This is a genomic window from Pseudomonas sp. C1C7 (genome assembly GCF_013359595.1).
In the GTDB taxonomy this organism is placed as follows: Bacteria; Pseudomonadota; Gammaproteobacteria; order Pseudomonadales; family Pseudomonadaceae; genus Aquipseudomonas.
Window position 1 is genome coordinate 159,700 of the sequence record NZ_JABFMP010000009.1, and the last position, 18,785, is coordinate 178,484.

The 18,785-nt window shown below is 60.0% G+C and carries 17 protein-coding genes; 6 read left to right on the forward strand and 11 right to left on the reverse strand.

Annotated elements, in window-relative coordinates; genetic code table 11:
- Positions 1-123: 123 nt before the first annotated feature.
- The 7 genes from HNO86_RS10340 to gcl form a co-directional block, all read right to left on the reverse strand.
- Positions 124-948: an ion transporter gene (locus HNO86_RS10340; RefSeq protein ID WP_175376896.1), complete on the reverse strand. Its 825-nt coding sequence runs from the start codon at positions 946-948 to the stop codon at positions 124-126.
- A gap of 21 nt (positions 949-969) precedes the next feature.
- On the reverse strand, positions 970-1,884 hold the full coding sequence (locus HNO86_RS10345; RefSeq protein ID WP_175376897.1) for an urea transporter: 915 nt from the start codon (positions 1,882-1,884) through the stop codon (positions 970-972).
- A 147-nt stretch (positions 1,885-2,031) separates the two neighbouring features.
- Entirely contained in the window at positions 2,032-3,447 is a 1,416-nt protein-coding gene (pyk, locus tag HNO86_RS10350; RefSeq protein WP_175376898.1) for a pyruvate kinase, read from the reverse strand.
- Positions 3,437-4,717 carry a glycerate kinase gene (locus tag HNO86_RS10355; protein ID WP_175376899.1) on the reverse strand — a complete coding sequence of 427 codons (1,281 nt, stop codon included), beginning with the start codon at positions 4,715-4,717 and terminating at the stop codon, positions 3,437-3,439. Before HNO86_RS10355 ends, pyk begins: the two co-directional genes overlap by 11 nt.
- Before the next feature lie 190 nt (positions 4,718-4,907).
- Entirely contained in the window at positions 4,908-5,795 is an 888-nt protein-coding gene (locus HNO86_RS10360) for a 2-hydroxy-3-oxopropionate reductase (RefSeq protein ID WP_175376900.1), read from the reverse strand.
- Positions 5,796-5,943: 148 nt separating this feature from the next.
- Complete coding sequence (gene hyi / locus HNO86_RS10365) at positions 5,944-6,726, reverse strand: hydroxypyruvate isomerase (RefSeq protein ID WP_131061573.1); 783 nt, start codon at positions 6,724-6,726, stop codon at positions 5,944-5,946.
- Positions 6,727-6,880: 154 nt separating this feature from the next.
- Entirely contained in the window at positions 6,881-8,656 is a 1,776-nt protein-coding gene (gene gcl / locus HNO86_RS10370) for a glyoxylate carboligase (protein WP_175376901.1), read from the reverse strand.
- Between the two features lie 279 nt (positions 8,657-8,935).
- Here gcl and HNO86_RS10375 point away from each other — a divergent pair, with 279 nt between their 5' ends.
- Positions 8,936-9,376, forward strand: coding sequence for a heme-binding protein (locus HNO86_RS10375; protein ID WP_175376902.1), 441 nt, complete (start codon positions 8,936-8,938; stop codon positions 9,374-9,376).
- Between the two features lie 214 nt (positions 9,377-9,590).
- The gene (locus HNO86_RS10380; protein WP_175376916.1) at positions 9,591-10,049 is read left to right on the forward strand and encodes a transposase; all 459 of its coding nucleotides are present in this window, start codon (positions 9,591-9,593) and stop codon (positions 10,047-10,049) included.
- A gap of 129 nt (positions 10,050-10,178) precedes the next feature.
- Here HNO86_RS10380 and HNO86_RS10385 read toward each other — a convergent pair whose 3' ends face one another.
- Positions 10,179-10,784: a TetR/AcrR family transcriptional regulator gene (locus HNO86_RS10385; RefSeq protein WP_175376903.1), complete on the reverse strand. Its 606-nt coding sequence runs from the start codon at positions 10,782-10,784 to the stop codon at positions 10,179-10,181.
- Between the two features lie 134 nt (positions 10,785-10,918).
- Between HNO86_RS10385 and HNO86_RS10390 the strand changes: the two genes are divergently transcribed.
- Positions 10,919-11,833: a DUF808 domain-containing protein gene (locus HNO86_RS10390; RefSeq protein WP_175376904.1), complete on the forward strand. Its 915-nt coding sequence runs from the start codon at positions 10,919-10,921 to the stop codon at positions 11,831-11,833.
- Between the two features lie 150 nt (positions 11,834-11,983).
- On the opposite strand, the gene HNO86_RS10395 is transcribed toward HNO86_RS10390, so the two are convergent.
- Complete coding sequence (locus HNO86_RS10395) at positions 11,984-12,772, reverse strand: MlaA family lipoprotein (RefSeq protein ID WP_175376905.1); 789 nt, start codon at positions 12,770-12,772, stop codon at positions 11,984-11,986.
- On the reverse strand, positions 12,765-14,063 hold the full coding sequence (locus HNO86_RS10400) for a serine/threonine protein kinase (RefSeq protein ID WP_175376906.1): 1,299 nt from the start codon (positions 14,061-14,063) through the stop codon (positions 12,765-12,767). Before HNO86_RS10400 ends, HNO86_RS10395 begins: the two co-directional genes overlap by 8 nt.
- A 222-nt stretch (positions 14,064-14,285) precedes the next feature.
- On the opposite strand from HNO86_RS10400, the gene HNO86_RS10405 reads away from it, so the two are divergent.
- On the forward strand, positions 14,286-14,645 hold the full coding sequence (locus HNO86_RS10405) for a hypothetical protein (protein WP_175376907.1): 360 nt from the start codon (positions 14,286-14,288) through the stop codon (positions 14,643-14,645).
- A 212-nt stretch (positions 14,646-14,857) separates the two neighbouring features.
- The gene (locus tag HNO86_RS10410) at positions 14,858-15,922 is read left to right on the forward strand and encodes an RHS repeat-associated core domain-containing protein (protein WP_175376908.1); all 1,065 of its coding nucleotides are present in this window, start codon (positions 14,858-14,860) and stop codon (positions 15,920-15,922) included.
- A gap of 14 nt (positions 15,923-15,936) precedes the next feature.
- Here HNO86_RS10410 and HNO86_RS10415 read toward each other — a convergent pair whose 3' ends face one another.
- Positions 15,937-17,547, reverse strand: coding sequence for a beta (1-6) glucans synthase (locus HNO86_RS10415; protein WP_175376909.1), 1,611 nt, complete (start codon positions 17,545-17,547; stop codon positions 15,937-15,939).
- A 287-nt stretch (positions 17,548-17,834) separates the two neighbouring features.
- On the opposite strand from HNO86_RS10415, the gene HNO86_RS10420 reads away from it, so the two are divergent.
- On the forward strand, positions 17,835-18,686 hold the full coding sequence (locus HNO86_RS10420) for a glycine betaine ABC transporter substrate-binding protein (protein ID WP_175376910.1): 852 nt from the start codon (positions 17,835-17,837) through the stop codon (positions 18,684-18,686).
- Positions 18,687-18,785 lie beyond the last annotated feature (99 nt).

The following is an 18,785-nucleotide window of genomic DNA, read 5'->3' on the forward strand; positions in this document are numbered from 1 at the left end:
CTTGCGCTTTGAAAGCGAAAAGATCGCAGCCTTCGGCAGCTCCCACAAGGGGATTTTGGAGGATCAAGGCTCGCGACTATAGCGGGGCTTTTATAGTCCCTTAAAGATTAAAAAGAACTTTGCTTATTCCAATTTCTTGAACAATGCATTGCCACAACGCGAGCAGAACGCGGCGTCGTGTTCGTGGCTGTTTTTGCGGCACACCGGGCAGTCATGTTGAAGTTGCTCGCCGCGCAGGGCGTTGGCCAGTTCGGCGGTGAAAATCCCGGTGGGCACGGCGATGATCGAGTAACCGGTGATCATCACCAGCGAGGAAATCACCTGGCCCAGCGGAGTCTTCGGCACGATGTCGCCAAAGCCCACGGTGGTCAGGGTCACGATCGCCCAATAGATGCCCTTGGGGATGCTGGTGAAGCCATGTTCCGGGCCTTCGATCACGTACATCAGGGTGCCGAATACCGTCACCAGGGTGCAGACGCTGACCAGGAACACCACGATTTTCTGCTTGCTGCCGCGTAGGGCCGACATCAAATAGTTGGCTTGTTTCAGATACGGGCTGAGCTTGAGCACGCGGAAAATCCGCAGCATCCGGATGATCCGGATAATCAGCAGGTACTGGGCATCGGAATAGTAGAGGGCAATGATGCCGGGCACGATGGCCAGCAAATCCACCAGCCCGTAAAAGCTGAAGGCATAACGCAGGGGCTTGGGTGAGCAATACAGGCGCAGGATGTACTCGCCGAGGAAGATCACCGTGAAGCCCCACTCGATGTACGCCAGCACATCGGCGTAATTGCGGTGAACGGTGTCGATGCTGTCGAGCATCACGATCACAAGGCTGGCGAGGATGATCAACAGCAAGATGCCGTCGAAGCGCCTGCCAGCCTTGGTGTCGGTCTGGAAAATCATGACGTAAAGCTGTTCACGCCAGTTTTTGCTGCTGTCCATGGATAACGCCTGAAACGAAGATCAGCGCAGCCTAGGTTGATTGTCCCCGTGAGCGCAAGGCGCGTTATCGATAGCGGTTTTGCCGAGCATCTGAATGCCGGCGCGGATCAGCCAGCAGGCGAGGATGAACGGCGCGGTGAGGGTGGCGAGACCCAAGGCGGCGAACAGTGGCGTCAGCAGCAGCGCCAGGACGATGCCGAGCAGCGGCAACCACGGATGCTCGCGTTGCGCACTGAAGGCGAGGGCGGCCAATACGGCGTTGTAACCGCCCAGACCCAGCAGGGCCGTGCCGGTTTCGTGATGCAGCAGGCTGGAACCCAGGCCGATGGCAGAAGCCAGCAGCGCCCAGCAGAAGGCGCGGCGATCGGCGATCAGCAAACCGGCGGCAATCATCGCCCCGGCCAGCGGATGGTCGAGGAACATCACCTGGCCGAATCCTTTGAGCAGCGCGGCAAACAGGTTTGCGGTGTCCAGTTCAATCGGGGCGGTGGCAGCCGAAGGCTCGGCAAAGCACAGCAGCAACCAGCTCAGGCCCACGAACGGCGCGGTGTAGGCGGGTACGCATTGATTGACCCGGGCGCGCTTGAGCCACTGCTCTGTGATGATCGCACTCAGGCCGCCGGCCGCCAGAATCAGCGGCGGCATCATGGCCGACCAGGGGAAATACAGGCTCAGCAACAGGCCGAGCAGCACGCCGTTGTAGCTGAACAATCCAGCCTGGCGATCAGCCTTTGCATAGTTGCGCCGTTGTGCGGTGAGCAAGCCGGCGAGACCTCCGAGCAGTGCACCGCCGAGTAGCGCGGGCGCAGTGAACAGGATGGCCGACAGACACAGCAGGCCGCAGAGCGGATGGCGCTGGAGGAATATTTGACTGAAGCCGTTGAGCAAAGCCTCGGCCCAGTCAGGGCAGTGGGTGTTGAAATGGTTGGCAGGCATGGCAGTTCTAAAAGTCAGTTAAACCGTGTCGCCTGCTTCGCGAGCAAGCCCGCTCCCACACTGAATCTGCGTTCAGTCTTGGTTCTGTGAGCGACACAAAACCAATGTGGGAGCGGGCTTGCTGGCGAAGAGGCCGGTATGGGCGTTCTAGATCAACGTCTCGATACGCAGAGAGTTAGTCGACCCCGGCTGCCCAAAGGGCACACCCGCCGTGATCAATAGCGTGTCGCCACGCTCGGCCATGCCTTGGGCCTGGGCAATTTCCAGTGCCGTCGAACACACCTCATCTACCTGGCGCAGGCGATCGTTGACCACCGAATGCACACCCCACGCCACGGTCAGGCGGCGAGCGGTCGAAAGATTCGGCGTCAGGTTGAGGATCGGCACCGTCGGCCGTTCCCGCGCGGCGCGCAAACTCGACGTGCCCGATTCGCTGTAATTGACCAGCACCGCCACTGGCAGCACGTTGCTGATGCGGCGGATCGCGCAGCTGATCGCGTCGGACACAGTGGCTTCGGCTTTTGGACGGCTGACGTCGAGCTGGGCCTGGTAATCCGGGCCGTTTTCCACCTGGCGGATGATCTTGCTCATCATCTGCACGGCTTCCAGCGGGTATTCACCGGACGCGGTTTCCGCCGACAGCATCACCGCGTCGGCGCCTTCGGCCACGGCGTTGGCCACGTCAGTGACTTCGGCGCGGGTCGGCGCCGGAGAGAAGCGCATCGATTCGAGCATCTGCGTGGCCACCACCACCGGTTTGCCCAGCTGGCGGCAGGTGCCGATGATGTTCTTCTGGATCTGCGGCACGCTTTCGGCCGGCACTTCCACGCCCAGATCGCCACGGGCAACCATGATCGCGTCGCTCAGTTCGGCGATTTCCCGCAGTTGGGTCACCGCCGACGGTTTCTCGATCTTGGCCATCAGAAACGCCCGGTCGCCGATCAGCGCGCGGGCCTCGCGGATATCTTCCGGACGCTGCACGAACGACAGCGCCACCCAGTCCACACCCAGTTCCAGGCCGAAACTCAGGTCGCGGCGGTCCTTGGCGGTCAGCGGGCTCAAGTCGAGCACCGCTTGCGGCACATTCACGCCCTTGCGGTCCGACAGTTCACCGCCGTTGAGCACCGTGGTGTCGATGGCGTCGTCGTACTTGCTGACCACCCGCAGACGCAGCTTGCCGTCGTCCAGCAGCAGGTCCATGCCCGGCTCCAGGGCGGCGATGATTTCCGGGTGCGGCAGGTTGACCCGGCGCTCATCGCCCGGCGTGGTGTCGAGGTCCAGGCGCAGGGCCTGGCCGCGCACCAGTTGCACTTTGCCTTCGGCGAACTTGCCGACCCGCAGTTTCGGGCCTTGCAGGTCCATCAGGATGCCCAGCGGATAGTTCAGCTGGCGCTCGACTTCACGAATCCACTGGTAGCGCTTGGCGTGGTCGGCGTGATCGCCGTGGCTGAAGTTCAGGCGAAAGATGTTGACCCCGGCCTGCACCAGCTCACGGATATCGTCGATGCCGTCGATGGCCGGCCCCAGGGTGGCGAGGATTTTTACCTTCTTGTCAGGCGTCATGTTGGGTGCTCTCGAGAATCAGGATGGCACGGAAGTCGTTGACGTTGGTGCGGGTCGGCTCGGTGACGATCAGCGCGTCCAGCGCCTGGAAGTAGCCGTAGCCATTGTTGTTGTCCAACTCGTCGCTGGCGCTCAGGCCCAGGGCGGCGGCGCGGGCGTAGCTGTCCGGGGTCATGATGGCGCCGGCGTTGTCTTCGGAACCGTCGATGCCATCGGTGTCACCGGCCAGCGCGTAGACGCCGGGCAGGCCCTTGAGGCTGTCGGTCAGGCTCAGCAGAAACTCCGCGTTGCGCCCGCCACGGCCGTTGCCGCGCACGGTCACGGTGGTTTCGCCACCGGAAAGGATCACGCACGGCGCCGCCAGTGGCTGACCGTGCTGCACCACCTGACGGGCGATGCCGGCGTGGACTTTCGCCACCTCGCGGGATTCGCCTTCCAGATCGCCGAGGATCAGTGGGCTGAACCCGGCCTGGCGGCATTTCACCGCGGCCGCTTCCAGCGACTGCTGCGGGCGGGCGATCAACTGGAAGTGACTGCGGGCCAGGCTCGGATCGCCGGGTTTGACGGTTTCCGATTCCGGGCTCTGCAGCCAGGTGCGTACGGAGGCCGGCACTTCGATGTTGTAGCGCTTGAGGATCGCCAGCGCCTCGGCCGAGGTGCTCGGGTCGGCCACGGTGGGACCGGAGGCGATGACCGTGGCGAGGTCGCCCGGCACATCGGAAATCGCGTAGGTATAAACAGTGGCAGGCCAGCAGGCCTTGCCCAGGCGTCCGCCCTTGATCGCCGAGAGGTGCTTGCGCACGCAGTTCATCTCGCCGATGGTGGCGCCGGATTTGAGCAGGGCTTTGTTGATCGACTGCTTGTCGGCCAGGGTGATGCCGGCCGCCGGAAGCGCCAGCAATGCCGAACCGCCACCGGACAGCAGGAAGATCACGCGGTCGCTTTCGCTCAGGCCGCTGACCAGCTCGAACACACGCTTGGCAACGGTCTGGCCTGCGGCGTCGGGCACTGGGTGCGCGGCCTCGACCACTTCGATTTTTTCGCAGGGCGCGCCGTGACCGTAACGGGTCACCACCAGACCGGACACTTCACCCTGCCAGCAGCGCTCGACCACCTGGGCCATGGCGGCCGCGGCCTTGCCGGCGCCGATGACGATCACTCGACCGGTGCGGTCGGCAGGCAGATGGGCTTCGAGGACTTGCTGCGGATGGGCCGCGTCGATGGCTGTGGCGAACAGCTCGCGCAGGAATTGTTGCGGATCGACCGACATGGCGGGCTCCCGGGATTCTTGTTATTGGGGGAACGCCGCCTGCGACAGCTCTTCAGGATTCACCCTGTTAGAAAGGATGACCCCGATTCTGTAGGAGCTGCCGCAGGCTGCGATCTTTTAGCGGACAACACGGTGTACGGATGGAGTTCAGGCAAGATCAAAATCAAAAGATCGCAGCCTTCGGCAGCTCCTACCCGCGAATCGAGAAGTTCGCCATGTGTTCCAGGCCCTTGATCAGCGCCGAGTGGTCCCAGTTGCTGCCACCGATGGCCGCGCAGGTGCTGAACACTTGCTGGGCGTTGGCGGTGTTGGGCAGGTTGATGTTCAGTTCCTTGGCGCCTTGCAGGGCCAGGTTCAGGTCCTTCTGGTGCAGGCTGATGCGGAAGCCTGGATCGAAGGTGCCCTTGATCATGCGCTCGCCGTGTACTTCAAGGATCTTCGACGAAGCGAAACCGCCCATCAGTGCTTCACGCACCTTGGCCGGATCAGCACCGTTTTTCGAAGCGAACAGCAGGGCTTCGGCCACGGCCTGGATGTTCAGCGCCACAATGATCTGGTTGGCCACTTTCGCGGTCTGACCGTCGCCGTTGCCACCGACCAGGGTGATGTTCTTGCCCATGGCCTGGAACAGCGGCAGGGCGCGTTCGAAGGCATCGGCATCGCCGCCGACCATGATGCTCAGGGTCGCGGCCTTGGCACCAACTTCGCCGCCGGACACTGGCGCGTCGAGGTACTGGGCGCCTTTTTCATTGATTTTCGCGGCGAATGCTTTGGTCGCGGTGGGCGAGATCGAGCTCATGTCGATCACCACTTTGCCTTTGCCGATACCGGCGGCAACGCCGTCGGCGCGGAACAGAACGTCATCGACCTGCGGGGTATCCGGGACCATGACGATGATGAATTCGGCTTCCTGCGCCACTTCTTTCGGGTTCGCCAGGGCGACGGCGCCAGCGGCGACCAGATCGGCAGGGGCCGCGTCGTGATGGGCGGACAGGAACAGGCTGTGACCGGCTTTCTGCAGGTTCGCCGCCATTGGGTGGCCCATGATGCCGGTGCCGATGAATCCGATTTTAGCCATGAGAAAATCCTCTTGTTTTTATTGCTCTGTTCGCAAAATTCTTGGGGTGTCAGCGAGGATGCCTTCGCGGGCAAGCCTCGCTCCTACAGACAACCCGGCCCCTGTGGGAGCGAGGCTTGCCCGCGAAAAACGATCACGCGGTGCCTGATCAGATCGCGTTATGGGTCTTCAGCCAGCCCAGACCCGCTTCGGTGGTGGTCAGTGGCTTGTATTCGCAGCCGACCCAACCCTGATAACCGATGCGATCCAAGTGTTCGAACAGGAAGCGGTAGTTGATTTCACCGGTGCCCGGTTCGTTGCGCCCAGGGTTGTCGGCCAACTGGATATGGTTGATCTCGCCCAGGTGCGCAGCCATGGTGCGGGCCAGGTCGCCCTCCATGATTTGCATGTGATAGATGTCGTATTGCAGGAACAGGTTGGCGCTGCCGACCTGCTCGCGAATCGACAGGGCTTGCGCCGTGTTGTTCAGGTAGAAGCCCGGGATGTCGCGGGTGTTGATCGCTTCCATCACCAGCTTGATGCCCGCCGCCTGCAGCTTGTCGGCCGCGTACTTGAGGTTGGCGACGAAAGTTTTTTCCACGGTGGCATCGTCCACGCCCTGTGGACGGATACCGGCCAGGCAGTTGACCTGGGTGTTGCCCAGCACTTGCGCGTAGGCGATCGCCAGATCGACACCGGCGCGGAACTCTTCGACACGGTCCGGCAGGCAGGCAATGCCGCGCTCGCCCTTGGCCCAGTCACCGGCCGGCAGGTTGAACAGCACTTGGGTCAGACCGTTGGCATCGAGCTTGGCCTTGATTTCGGCCGAGCTGAAGTCGTAGGGGAACAGGTATTCGACACCACTGAAGCCGGCCTTGGCGGCCGCTTCGAAACGGGCGAGGAAATCCTGCTCGGTGAACAGCATGGACAGGTTGGCTGCGAAACGCGGCATGGTGGTCTCCTGTTGCGAATTAGTGATGATGGCTCTGTGTAGGAGCTGCCGAAGGCTGCGATCTTTTGATCTTGATCTTCAAAAACAAAGATCAAAAGATCGCAGCCTTCGTCAGCTCCTACAGGGTCAAACCCGAACCATCAATCTTGGCAGATCAATCAAGCAACGAAATCGCAGTCGGTGCGTCGTTGCCGACCAGCGCCAGGTCTTCGAATTCGTTGACGGCGTTGATCTCGGTGCCCATGGAAATGTTGGTCACGCGCTCCAGAATAACCTCGACGATCACCGGAACCTTGAACTCTTCGATCATCTGCTCGGCCTTGCGCAGGGCAGGGGCGATTTCAGAGGGCTCGAACACGCGCAGTGCCTTGCAGCCCAGGCCTTCGGCGACCGCAATGTGGTCAACGCCATAACCGTTGAGTTCCGGCGCGTTCAGGTTATCGAAGGACAGTTGTACGCAGTAATCCATTTCAAAACCGCGCTGCGCCTGACGGATCAGACCCAGGTACGAGTTGTTCACCACCACGTGGATGTACGGCAGCTTGAACTGCGCGCCCACTGCCAGCTCTTCGATCATGAACTGGAAGTCATAGTCGCCCGACAGTGCGACGACCTTGCGGCTCGGATCGGCCTTGACCACGCCCAGCGCTGCCGGAATGGTCCAGCCCAGTGGGCCTGCCTGACCGCAGTTGATCCAGTGACGCGGCTTGTAGACGTGCAGGAACTGCGCGCCGGCAATCTGCGACAGACCGATGGTGCTGACGTAGCAGGTGTCCTTGCCGAACACCTGGTTCATCTCTTCATAAACGCGCTGCGGCTTGACCGGCACGTTGTCGAAGTGAGTCTTGCGCTGCAGGCTGGACTTGCGCTGCTGGCAATCCTGCAGCCAGGCGCTGCGGTTCTTCAGCTTGCCGGCGGCTTGCCATTCGCGGGCGACTTCGATGAACACGGTCAGCGCGGCAGCGGCGTCGGAAACGATGCCCAGGTCCGGGGTGAACACGCGGCCGATCTGGGTCGGTTCGATGTCGACGTGAATGAACTTGCGGCCTTCGGTGTAGACATCGACCGAACCGGTGTGACGGTTGGCCCAACGGTTACCAATGCCCAGCACGACGTCGGATTTGAGCATCGTGGCGTTGCCGTAACGGTGCGAAGTCTGCAGACCGACCATGCCGACCATTTGCGGGTGATCGTCTGGAATGGTGCCCCAGCCCATCAGGGTCGGGATCACTGGAATACCGGTCAGCTCGGCGAACTCGACCAGCAGTTCGCTGGCATCGGCATTGATGATGCCGCCACCGGCCACCAGCAATGGACGTTCGGCCTGATCGAGCATCGCCAGGGCCTTTTCCACCTGAACGCGGGTCGCGCTCGGCTTGGCCAGTGGCAGCGGCTGGTAGGCGTCGATATCGAATTCGATTTCCGCCATCTGTACGTCGAACGGCAGGTCGATCAGCACCGGGCCCGGACGGCCGGAGCGCATTTCATGGAAAGCTTTCTGGAACGCGTAAGGCACCTGGCCCGGCTCCAGAACAGTGGTCGCCCACTTGGTGACTGGCTTGACGATGCTGGTGATGTCGACAGCCTGGAAATCTTCCTTGTGCAGACGGGCGCGGGGTGCCTGGCCGGTAATGCAAAGGATAGGGATCGAGTCGGCCGAGGCGCTGTAGAGCCCGGTGACCATGTCGGTGCCGGCAGGGCCGGAGGTGCCGATGCACACGCCGATGTTGCCGGCCTTGGTGCGGGTGTAGCCCTCGGCCATGTGCGACGCGCCTTCAACGTGGCGAGCGAGGACGTGATCGATGCCGCCGACCTTCTGCAGGGCGGAGTACAGCGGGTTGATGGCGGCACCAGGGATGCCAAAAGCGGTATCAACCCCTTCACGGCGCATCACCAGAACGGCGGCTTCGATTGCTCTCATTTTGCTCATGGTTTTGTGCCTCTTTACGTTTTGTAATTGTATACAAGTGGCTTTGCGCCGAGTGTATTCACGGCAAGCGGCGCAGGTCAATTTATTTTCTCAAGCAACCGTTTCATTCGTCGGAAGCCCTTTCTACTGTGGCTTTTCGTCGCATGTGGCGGGTTTCGAGAATTATTGTATACAAAAAAATAATTCATTGTGTTCTATTTGTTGCATCGGACTGCGGCATAAACGCACGCCGTTTGCTGCAGCCAACGACTTTCCGAAAAACAAAATGAGGACGGCACCATGAGCGCTTTAACCTTGAAAGTCGCAGTCAAACTGGTCGACGAGGCCATCAACGCGGGACGGGCGATATCCGCCGCACCCCTGACCATCGCGGTACTGGACGCCGGCGGGCATCTGGTCACCCTGCAACGCGAAGACGGCGCCAGCCTGCTGCGCCCGCAAGTCGCCATCGGCAAAGCCTGGGGCGCCATCGCCCTGGGCAAGGGCTCCCGCCTGCTGGCCTTGGACGCCCAACAACGCCCAGCCTTCATCGCCGCCCTGAACACCCTGGGCCAAGGCAGCGTCGTCCCGGCCCCGGGCGGCGTACTGATCCGCGATCAGGCCGGGATTGTGCTCGGGGCGGTGGGGATCAGCGGGGATCTTTCGGATGTGGATGAACAGTGCGCGATCAATGCGATCGAGGCGTTGGGGTTGAGGGCGGATGCTGGGGTGGTGGCTTGATTTGAATTGTAGCGTCTGATCTGACGTCATCGCGGGCAAGCCCGCTCCCACAAGGTTCATGGGTATACATCTGATTTGTGTACACCATCAACCACTGTGGGAGCGGGCTTGCCCGCGATTGCTATCTACCAGACACATCCAGCTAAAGGTCTGAATGACCTTCAAGCATTTCCAGAACTGGCCTTCTCTGACTTTCATCATGAGGGGCAATGGAATGCCTGATCTACCTGCTTCACATCGCTTGCGAATGGGCCGCTATGCCGAACCCCATCGAATCTACTTGTTGACCACCAATACGATTGGTCGTGAGCCTGTTTTTGAAAATTTCAAATTGGGCAGATTGGTCGTGCATCAATTTCGTCAGGCTCAAAATTCGGGGTGGGCGAAATCGCTGGCCTGGGTCGTTATGCCGGACCACTTTCATTGGCTAATCGAGCTGGAGAATTGCTCGCTCAGCACTTTGATGCGAACAACCAAATCATTGATTACCCGAGAGGTGAATCTTGCCAGCAATCGAGTCGGGCCGCTTTGGCAGCAGGGGTATCACGACCGGGCATTGAGGCGAGAAGAGGATCTGGTGAAGATGGCGCGGTATGTTGTTGCCAATCCCTTGCGGGCAGGACTGGTCAAGCGTCTTGGCGACTATCCACTGTGGGATGCGGTCTGGCTTTAACAGCCGAAATTGAGTTGCCCCCATCGCGGGCAAGCCCGCTCCCACAGAGATTGATGGTGGGTGTGAATCCCGTGAACACCCTCGATCTTTGTGGGAGCGGGCTTGCCCGCGATGGGGTCAATGAGGCCTTCAGTCCGGCTCACACCCCTTCAATACCAACCGCGTAATCGTCTGCGCCGCCGCCTCATAATCCGCCTCATCCAGCCTTTCCTTGCCGGTGATGGCCGTGATCTGCCAGTCGAAGTCGGCGTAGGTCTGGGTCGCGGCCCAGATGCTGAACATCAGGTGGTTGGGGTCGATGGGGGCGATCTGGCCGCGGTCGATCCAGGTCTGGATGCAGTCGATGTTGTGCTTGGCCTGGCTGTTGAGCTGTTCGACCAGGTCGGTGCTCAGGTGCGGTGCGCCGTGCATGATTTCGCTGGCGAACACTTTGGATGCAAACGGCAGGTCGCGGGAGATGCGGATTTTCGAGCGGATGTAGCCGCTCAGCACTTCGCTGGGCACCCCGTCAGGATTGAACGGCGTCGAGGCCTGCAGAATCGGCTCGATGATGCTTTCCAGGACCTCGCGGTAGAGGTTTTCCTTGGATTTGAAGTAGTAGTAGACGTTCGGCTTGGGCAATCCCGCCTTGGCTGCGATGTCGCTGGTTTTGGTCGCAGCGAAGCCCTTGTCGGCGAATTCTTCACTGGCGGCACGCAGGATCAGTTGTTTGTTGCGCTCGCGGATAGTGCTCATAAACCAGGTGGTTCCTTGCCTGTACTGGCGGTGGCGCATGGTAGCACCGGCCTTCGGCGGCGCTCAACAATGCTCCGTGCGGCGTGCGGGCGCGCTATGCTGCACGGCATTCATTAAAGAAGGAAACACGATTCATGGCAGGAAGCAGTTTGCTGGTGCTGATCGACGACATCGCGGCCGTGCTCGACGACGTCGCCTTGATGACCAAGATGGCCGCCAAGAAGACCGCTGGCGTCTTGGGCGATGATCTGGCGCTCAATGCCCAGCAGGTCAGCGGTGTGCGCGCCGAGCGGGAAATACCCGTGGTCTGGGCGGTGGCCAAGGGTTCGTTCATCAACAAGCTGATCCTGGTGCCGTCGGCATTGGCTATCAGCGCTTTCATTGCGTGGCTGGTGACCCCGTTGTTAATGGTCGGCGGTGCTTATTTGTGCTTCGAAGGATTCGAGAAGCTCGCGCATAAATTCCTGCACAGCAAGGCCGAGGATCAGGCCGAACACACCGAACTGGTCGAAGCCCTGGCGGACCCGGCGGTGGATCTGGTGGCGTTCGAAAAGGACAAGATCAAGGGCGCGATTCGCACCGACTTCATTCTCTCGGCGGAAATCATCGCCATCACCTTGGGCACGGTGGCCGGCGCATCGCTGACCCAGCAAGTGATCGTGCTGTCCGGCATCGCCATCGTCATGACCATCGGCGTGTATGGTTTGGTCGCGGGTATCGTCAAGCTCGATGACCTGGGGCTGTGGCTGACGCAGAAGCCCGGGCAGATGGCCAAGAGTATCGGCAACGGGATTTTGCGGGCGGCGCCGTACATGATGAAAAGCCTGTCGGTGATCGGCACGGCGGCGATGTTCCTGGTGGGCGGCGGGATCCTGACCCATGGCGTGCCGGTGGTGCATCACTGGATCGAGAGCGTCAGCGCGGGGGCGGGCGGTGCCGGGTTTATCGTGCCGACGCTGCTGAATGCGGTGGCCGGGATTGTGGCGGGGGCGGTGGTGCTGGTGGCGGTGACGGTTGTCGGCAAGATCTGGCAATCGATTAAACGCTGAGTCCTGTAGGAGCGAGGCTTGCCCGCGAAGAGGTCATGACAGTCGATATCTCTGTTGGCTTTTATACCGTCTTCGCGGGCAAGCCTCGCTCCTACAAAAAATAAAAGGCCATTCAATCTGCATTGAATGGCCTTTTTATGCCTGTCGAACTTACTCGGCAATCTGCAACTTGCGCGACTCCGTGTACACGTACCGCACCTTCTCATACTCGAACGGCGAGTTCAGCTGGCCATAACGGAAGCTGGTCTGATAACGCTTGTCGATGCCGCGCAGCACCCACACTTCCGGATGGTTGGAGCTGACTTCGGCGACGTTCAGGAAGTTGATCGCGTTCTCGGCGCTGAAATCCACCACCAGGCCGCCGGTGTCACGCAGGTTCGACGGCCCCAGGATCGGCAACACGAAGTAGGCGCCGGCGGGCACACCATAGAAACCCAGAGTCTGGCCGAAGTCCTCGTTCTGGCGCGGCAGACCCATGGCGGTGGCCGGGTCCCACAGGCCGGCGATGCCGATGGTGGTGTTGAGCAGCAGGCGTCCGGTGATTTCCATCGAGCGCTGACCCTTGAACTGCAACAGGCTGTTGAGCAGGTTCGGCACATCGCCCAGGTTGTTGAAGAAGTTGCTGACGCCGGTGCGCACGAAGCCAGGGGTGACGTAGCGGTAGCCGTTGACCACCGGCAGGAACACCCATTGGTCGAAACGGTAGTTGAAGTGGTAAACGCGGCGGTTCCACTCCTCCAGCGGGTCGTAGACATTCAGCGCACTGAGCGTCGAGCGCTCGAACTCGCGTTGATCCAGGCCCGGATTGAACTTGAGTTTGCTCAACGGCTCCTTGAAGCCATCGCTGTCGACGACCACCGGGGCATTGGCTTTGCTGTTGTCGGCATTGGCAGCGGTTGCGCAGACTAACGCGGCGATAAGCAGGAGGTATTTAGCCACGGAAGAACTCCAGCATGGCGTCGCTGTTGACGCGGTAGTTAAGGTTGCCGCAGTGGCCGCCCAGCGGGTAAACGGTCAGGCGATCGCCGAAGGTCCGGCGCAGGAAACCGAGGTCGCCAGGGCCGAGGATCACGTCGTCGGCGTTGTGCATGACGGCAATTTTCGGGCTCTTGCGCAGGTAATCTTCCAGCGCATACATGCTGACCTGGTCGATCAGTTGCAGCAGGCTGCCGCCGTCGGTGCGGGCACGCCACATCGGGATCACCTGTTCGGTAATGTAGCAGTCGAAGTCGCACTGCAGCGCGCGCTTGAGGTAAGGGGTCAGGCTGGTGCCTTCAGTGATCTTGGTTTTCGGTGGCGTGATCAGGCCGCGACGGTTGATCAGGTCCGAGGTGAAGGCGATGTCGGCGGCGGAGAAGCGGAACGAGGTGCCGATCAGCATCGCCATCTGTTCGTTGGTCAGGTGCTCTTTGGACTGCTGGAAGTCGTAGAGCAGGGCGTCGTTGAGATCGATGTAGCCCTTCTGCTGGAAGTAGCGGGTCAGCTTGTTCAGCACCAGTTCATAGAACGTGGTGGTGTTGGTGATGCCCTTCACCTCGGTCTGCACCAGCTTGTCGAGGTTGGTGATCGAGGTATAGAGATTGACCGGCGGGTTGAGCAGTAGGACTTTCTTGAAGTTGAAACTGCGGCGGGTTTCATCCAGGTGCGCGACGAACGCCGCATCCAGGGCCCCAAGGCTGTAACCCGTCAGGTAGTACTCGGTGACCGGCAGCCTCGGGTTCTGCGCCCGTACCGCCTGCATCACCCGGTACATGTCCTCGGCGTCATCCGTGGTGATGCCTGGCGTGGCGAAGCGCGACGCGGCGCTGATGAAGTCGAAGCTGGTGGGCGAGGACAGCTGCACCACGTGGTAGCCGGCCTTGTAGTAAAGCTTTTTCAGGTATTCGTTCAGACTGCTGTCGTAACGCGCGCCGGTGCCGGCGATCAGAAAGATCAGCGGTGCGGGCTTGTCCTGGGTGGCGATGCGATAGGTGAGTTTCTTGACCGCCCAGAAGTTGTCCGGCAGCTCGAACTGACGCTCGGGGCGCAACGTCATGGTGCGATCCGATTGGTCGATGTCGTCATCGGTCGGCAACTCCGGGCGCAGGTCCGGCGGTGTCGTGGCGATGGTCGCTTCAAACGGGTTGGTCAGGGGGTAGCCATAACCGGCGGGGTCGACGTCGACCGCCAGTGCGGACGCACTCAGAATAAGGCCGCCAAACAGGGCGGCGAAGCGCAAGGAACGGAGCATGACTGAATCCCTTAAATAAGGTGCCGTATGAAGTTCGCAGGCTATGACCACTGGATTTGCGCCAAAGTGCCACGCATCGGCACCAAACAGGCTTAATTCGGAGTAATAGTAGCTGGACGATACACTTTGCAGCGATTGAATGACCAGTTAACAGTTGTTAGTGCTTGCTTAAGGCTGGCCGGCGATTAAGCTGGCCGCCGTTTTTGCCTATTGGAGCGTTTCATGTCCCGCCGATTGCCCGTGGTTCTTCTGCTCGTTTTGCTGCCGTTATGGCTGGCCGCCAGCTACGGCGCGCGTTATGGCTTCATGGAGGATGCGCAGTGGGTGGGCATCTGCGTGGATGAGGCAAGCCGCTGGGAGTGCCAGGTTCGCTCGAACCTGGGGTTGATGATTCACTTCAAGGTATTGGGCTGGGGGGCGCTGGCGGCTGCGGTGATCGGCTTTGTGTTGCCGGAGCGGGCAGGGTGGTGGCTGGCGCTGCTGGCGCTGGTTTTCGGGTTTCCGGCGCTGGCGTTGTACAACACGACGCTGGCGGTGTTTGCGGTGGTGATTGCGGGGTTGCGATTGGTTCGCGGCGCCTGATGGGCCGCCATCGCGGGCAAGCCCGCTCCCACAGAATTTGTGTCCACCGCCGAACCTGTGGGAGCGGGCTTGCCCGCGAAGAGGTCAGCAGCCGCACCATGGATTTCACAAATTGGTTTGCCTCCCTGCCTATCAGTTCTGATAGTGGACATTCGCCTCCTCAACTCCGAATCTAGTCATCCATATCCCTGGATGCAAAACGGAGCCACGCCATGACGGGGCAACTAAAAACAGATCTATGTCGCTATCAGTACGACCCGCTGGATCAGATTGCGAGTTGTGCACCGCTGAATCAGCAGAGCATTCAGCGTTTTTACCGAAACCATCGCTTGGCCACTGAAATACAGGGTCAGAAGCAGTATTCCTTTTTTGAGCATGAAACTCAGTTGCTGGCGCAGCAGCAGCGTGAGGCGGGCAAGGTTGATTGCGCGCTACAGGCAACTGATTTGCAGGGTTCGGTTTTGCATGCTGTGGCTGTTGGTCAGCATCAGCGAATGGTTTATTCCCCCTATGGTCATCGTTTTCCCGTGAGTGGTGAAATCAGCCTTTTGGGATTCAATGGCGAGCGTCGGGATTCGGTGACGGGGTATTATTTACTTGGGAAGGGATATCGCGCATTCAATCCGGTTTTGAAGAGGTTCAATAGCCCCGATGATATGAGCCCGTTTGGGAAGGGGGGATTGAATGGTTATAACTATTGTGAGGGAGATCCGGTCAATTGTTTGGACCCCAGTGGACATAGCCTCATCTTAGCTTCTTATTTCAAGTTTCTTGAGCGCACACGGGGTACTGCGTTGTCTGGCGTCGGAAGTCAAACCTTAAACAAAATACCTTCTCCTGCCAAAACGCTTGGCAGCCCGGTTGTAAGAGAAACTGCTGTTCCGATATCAAGTGTCGGGCGCCAGAGCACTTCTCAGATTGAAGCACTCGACTTGGCTCTTCCAAAAGCGCGTGATCGTGGAAGGTTGCTTGATACATTAGAGGGGTATGTGAAAGCGCAAGAGAAACTGAATTCTGCCAAGGAGCAGTACTCGGTTCTCGAACGCTTTGCCGCATTCCCACCAAGGAGAAAAGACGGAACAATTGAAATAGAAAACTTCAATTCAGCCGATATCGTCAATCAGCGGGATTATAAGCAGCTTGAAAAGGCTCAAAGCGACTTTGCTAGCGCGCGAGCCAATTTAGTAAGCATAAAAAAGGAGTATTTCGACAGATATCCTCGGGACTACAATGAGCTCATGTCTACGATTCGGTCTGGGAGGAGAAAGTCTTTTTAGTGATCACGATTTTTTCAATTGGCTCCAACTTGCCCCTTGCTCATCCGCAAGCACCGCCACAACGCCACCACCATCAACACACTCACCAGTGCCCATCCCCAGGCCTGCTGATTCTGCAAACCTTCACGAAACAGCTGCGGCGCAATGCCGGCGCCGATGATGAAGGTCAGCAGGGCGATTTCCCGGCGTGGCACGCTCACCGGGCGGCACAGGTAGACCAGCGCGGGCACGATGAACGCCACGCTCGGGAAGCTGCGGTAGCGTGGATCGAACACCAGTTCCAGCATCGACACGGCAGCTGCAAAACCTGCCACCGCCACCAGCCATCCGGCCTGACTTTCCAGAGCATTGAACATCCGTCCACGCCAACCGGTGCGTGCGCTCAGCGTCAGCGCAGCATGTGTCAGCACCAATAGGTTCAACGCCGTCACTAGTGCGGCCCACAACCACTCACTGGCAAAACGCGTGGTGACTCGAGCCAGGTCACCCCAGGCTCCTATCGAGCAAGCCGCCAATGCACCGAGTAGCGGCAGAACCAACGCTGCGCGAGTGCTGCGCACGCGACCGCCAAGGATCAGCGTGCCGAGGAAAATCAGTCCGCCGACCACCAGCCATTGCGACCAGTAAGGTACGTTGGTGACGGGACCTGCCAGCACGCCCTTGTCCTGGCGGTCGGCGTCGAACAGTCCCCAATAGCCACCAACCGCACCTTCGCTGGCGCGTTTCCATGGCTGGTCGAAGGCTTCGATCAGGTTGTAGTGCCAGCCTTGTTCCTCGGCCATGGCGACAAATCCGCGAATGAACTTGGCTTCGTTGACGCGGCTCGGCAGGGCCGTTTCACGCTGGCGGCCTTCGCTGGGCCAGCCGGTCTCGCCGATCATTACGTCCTTGGGCGCGAACTTGTTGCCGAACACCTGGCGTACTTCGGCTACATGCTGCAGGGCCGCGTCAATGTTCGACGGATCGTCTTCCCAATACGGCAGCAAGTGAATGGTCAGGAAATCCACCGCCGGGGCGATTTCCGGGTGCTTGAGCCAGAACTCCCAGACGTCGGCGTAGGTGACGGGTTGCTTGACCTGGCTTTTCACCTTGTTGATCAGTCGCGCCAGTTGCGCGCCGGTGACTTCCTTGCGCAGCAGGGTTTCGTTGCCGACGATCACCGCGCTCACCACGTCAGGGTTGGCGTTGGCCGAGGCGATCAGCAAGTCGACTTCCTTTTCGGTGTCCACCGGGTTGCTGTTGACCCAGGCGCCGATCATCAGCTTCAACCCGTGCTTGCGCGCAAGATCCGGCAGAGCGTCCAGGCCGGTCATGGAGTAGGTGCGAATGCACTGGAAACTTTTCGCCAGCAGGGCAAGGTCGGCGTCCATGCGCTCGGGGCGCAAATTGAACGGCACGTCGAACGGCGACTGGTCTTTATCGAACGGGGTGTAGGAGGCGCATTGCAGCTTGTGCGTGGCGCTGGCGGCGTCCGGCAGGATCACCGGTTTGCCCAGGCCGTACCAGAAACCGCAGAGGGCAAAAAGTCCCAGCAGGCAGGCAAAAATATAAGGGGAAAAAGGAAAGCGCGAGGGTGCGGTCATGGTCAGGCCGTCAGGGAGCAAAGCGGCGCATGTTACCTGCATTTGCCCCGTGCTTGGGCCTCTGCATGATTTTGACATGCAAAGTTCGGGCGTATTGCCCGATGCATTTTCATGGCGCGAAGTTAATGGCGTTCTGATGTCGTTTCTCGATGCCTTGAGGTCGCTGGCAGATCAGGTTGCATTGAGCGTCAGGTTGATTATCGAAGCCGTCAGTACTCCGCTGATGATCGAAAGAGTTTGCGGTGGGCGTGATGGAGGCGCTGTGCACCATAACAATATGTTGAAGCGGCTCGGCACCCGCCGGGCGCAGCACTTTCGGGGAAGTAACGATGAAGATGCGACGACTTTTAGGCGCAGGTACCGCACTGGTACTTGCGATGGGCTCCACATTCGCCAGCGCAGAAACCAAGACCCTGAGCATCGGTTACGTTGACGGCTGGTCCGACAGCGTCGCGACGACTCACGTGGCAGCTGAAGTGATCAAGCAGAAACTCGGTTACGACGTGAAGCTGCAAGCGGTCGCCACCGGGATCATGTGGCAGGGCGTGGCCACCGGCAAACTGGACGCCATGCTGTCGGCCTGGCTGCCGGTGACTCACGGTGATTACTGGGCGAAGAACAAGGACCAAGTCGTCGACTACGGTCCGAACTTCAAGGACGCGAAGATCGGCCTGATCGTGCCGGAGTACGTCAAGGCCAAGTCCCTTGAAGACCTGAAAACCGATGACAGCTTCAAGAAACGCATCGTTGGCATCGACGCCGGTTCAGGCGTGATGCTCAAGACCGAACAGGCAATCAAGGATTACGACCTGACCGGCTACCAACTCAAGGCCAGTTCCGGCGCCGGCATGATCGCCGAGCTGACCCGTGCCGAGAAGAAAAACGAATCCATCGCCGTGACCGGTTGGGTACCGCACTGGATGTTCGCCAAGTGGAAACTGCGCTTCCTCGACGACCCGAAAGGCGTGTACGGCGCGGCTGAAACCGTGAACAGCATCGGCAGCAAGGAGCTGGCAACCAAGGCACCGGAAGTGGCCAAGTTCCTGAAGAACTTCCAGTGGGCTTCGAAGGATGAAATCGGTGAAGTCATGCTGGCGATCCAGGAAGGCGCCAAGCCTGATGCGGCTGCGAAAGACTGGGTAGCCAAGCACCCGGAGCGCGTGGCTGACTGGACCAAATAAAACGTAACCTGAGTCCGCTTCTCCTTGTGGGAGCGGGCTTGCTCGCGAAAGCGGTGTGTCAGGCATGTAAATGTCGACTGACACGACGCCTTCGCGAGC

Excerpts from the sequence above, each read along its gene's own strand:
- HNO86_RS10340 (WP_175376896.1), bottom strand. The coding sequence starts at position 948 with ATGGACAGCAGCAAAAACTGGCGTGAACAGCTTTACGTCATGATTTTC.
- HNO86_RS10345 (WP_175376897.1), bottom strand. The coding sequence starts at position 1,884 with ATGCCTGCCAACCATTTCAACACCCACTGCCCTGACTGGGCCGAGGCT.
- pyk (WP_175376898.1), bottom strand. The coding sequence starts at position 3,447 with ATGACGCCTGACAAGAAGGTAAAAATCCTCGCCACCCTGGGGCCGGCC.
- HNO86_RS10355 (WP_175376899.1), bottom strand. The coding sequence starts at position 4,717 with ATGTCGGTCGATCCGCAACAATTCCTGCGCGAGCTGTTCGCCACAGCC.
- HNO86_RS10360 (WP_175376900.1), bottom strand. The coding sequence starts at position 5,795 with ATGGCTAAAATCGGATTCATCGGCACCGGCATCATGGGCCACCCAATG.
- hyi (WP_131061573.1), bottom strand. The coding sequence starts at position 6,726 with ATGCCGCGTTTCGCAGCCAACCTGTCCATGCTGTTCACCGAGCAGGAT.
- gcl (WP_175376901.1), bottom strand. The coding sequence starts at position 8,656 with ATGAGCAAAATGAGAGCAATCGAAGCCGCCGTTCTGGTGATGCGCCGT.
- HNO86_RS10375 (WP_175376902.1), top strand. The coding sequence starts at position 8,936 with ATGAGCGCTTTAACCTTGAAAGTCGCAGTCAAACTGGTCGACGAGGCC.
- HNO86_RS10380 (WP_175376916.1), top strand. The coding sequence starts at position 9,591 with ATGCCTGATCTACCTGCTTCACATCGCTTGCGAATGGGCCGCTATGCC.
- HNO86_RS10385 (WP_175376903.1), bottom strand. The coding sequence starts at position 10,784 with ATGAGCACTATCCGCGAGCGCAACAAACAACTGATCCTGCGTGCCGCC.
- HNO86_RS10390 (WP_175376904.1), top strand. The coding sequence starts at position 10,919 with ATGGCAGGAAGCAGTTTGCTGGTGCTGATCGACGACATCGCGGCCGTG.
- HNO86_RS10400 (WP_175376906.1), bottom strand. The coding sequence starts at position 14,063 with ATGCTCCGTTCCTTGCGCTTCGCCGCCCTGTTTGGCGGCCTTATTCTG.
- HNO86_RS10405 (WP_175376907.1), top strand. The coding sequence starts at position 14,286 with ATGTCCCGCCGATTGCCCGTGGTTCTTCTGCTCGTTTTGCTGCCGTTA.
- HNO86_RS10410 (WP_175376908.1), top strand. The coding sequence starts at position 14,858 with ATGACGGGGCAACTAAAAACAGATCTATGTCGCTATCAGTACGACCCG.
- HNO86_RS10415 (WP_175376909.1), bottom strand. The coding sequence starts at position 17,547 with ATGCAGGTAACATGCGCCGCTTTGCTCCCTGACGGCCTGACCATGACC.
- HNO86_RS10420 (WP_175376910.1), top strand. The coding sequence starts at position 17,835 with ATGAAGATGCGACGACTTTTAGGCGCAGGTACCGCACTGGTACTTGCG.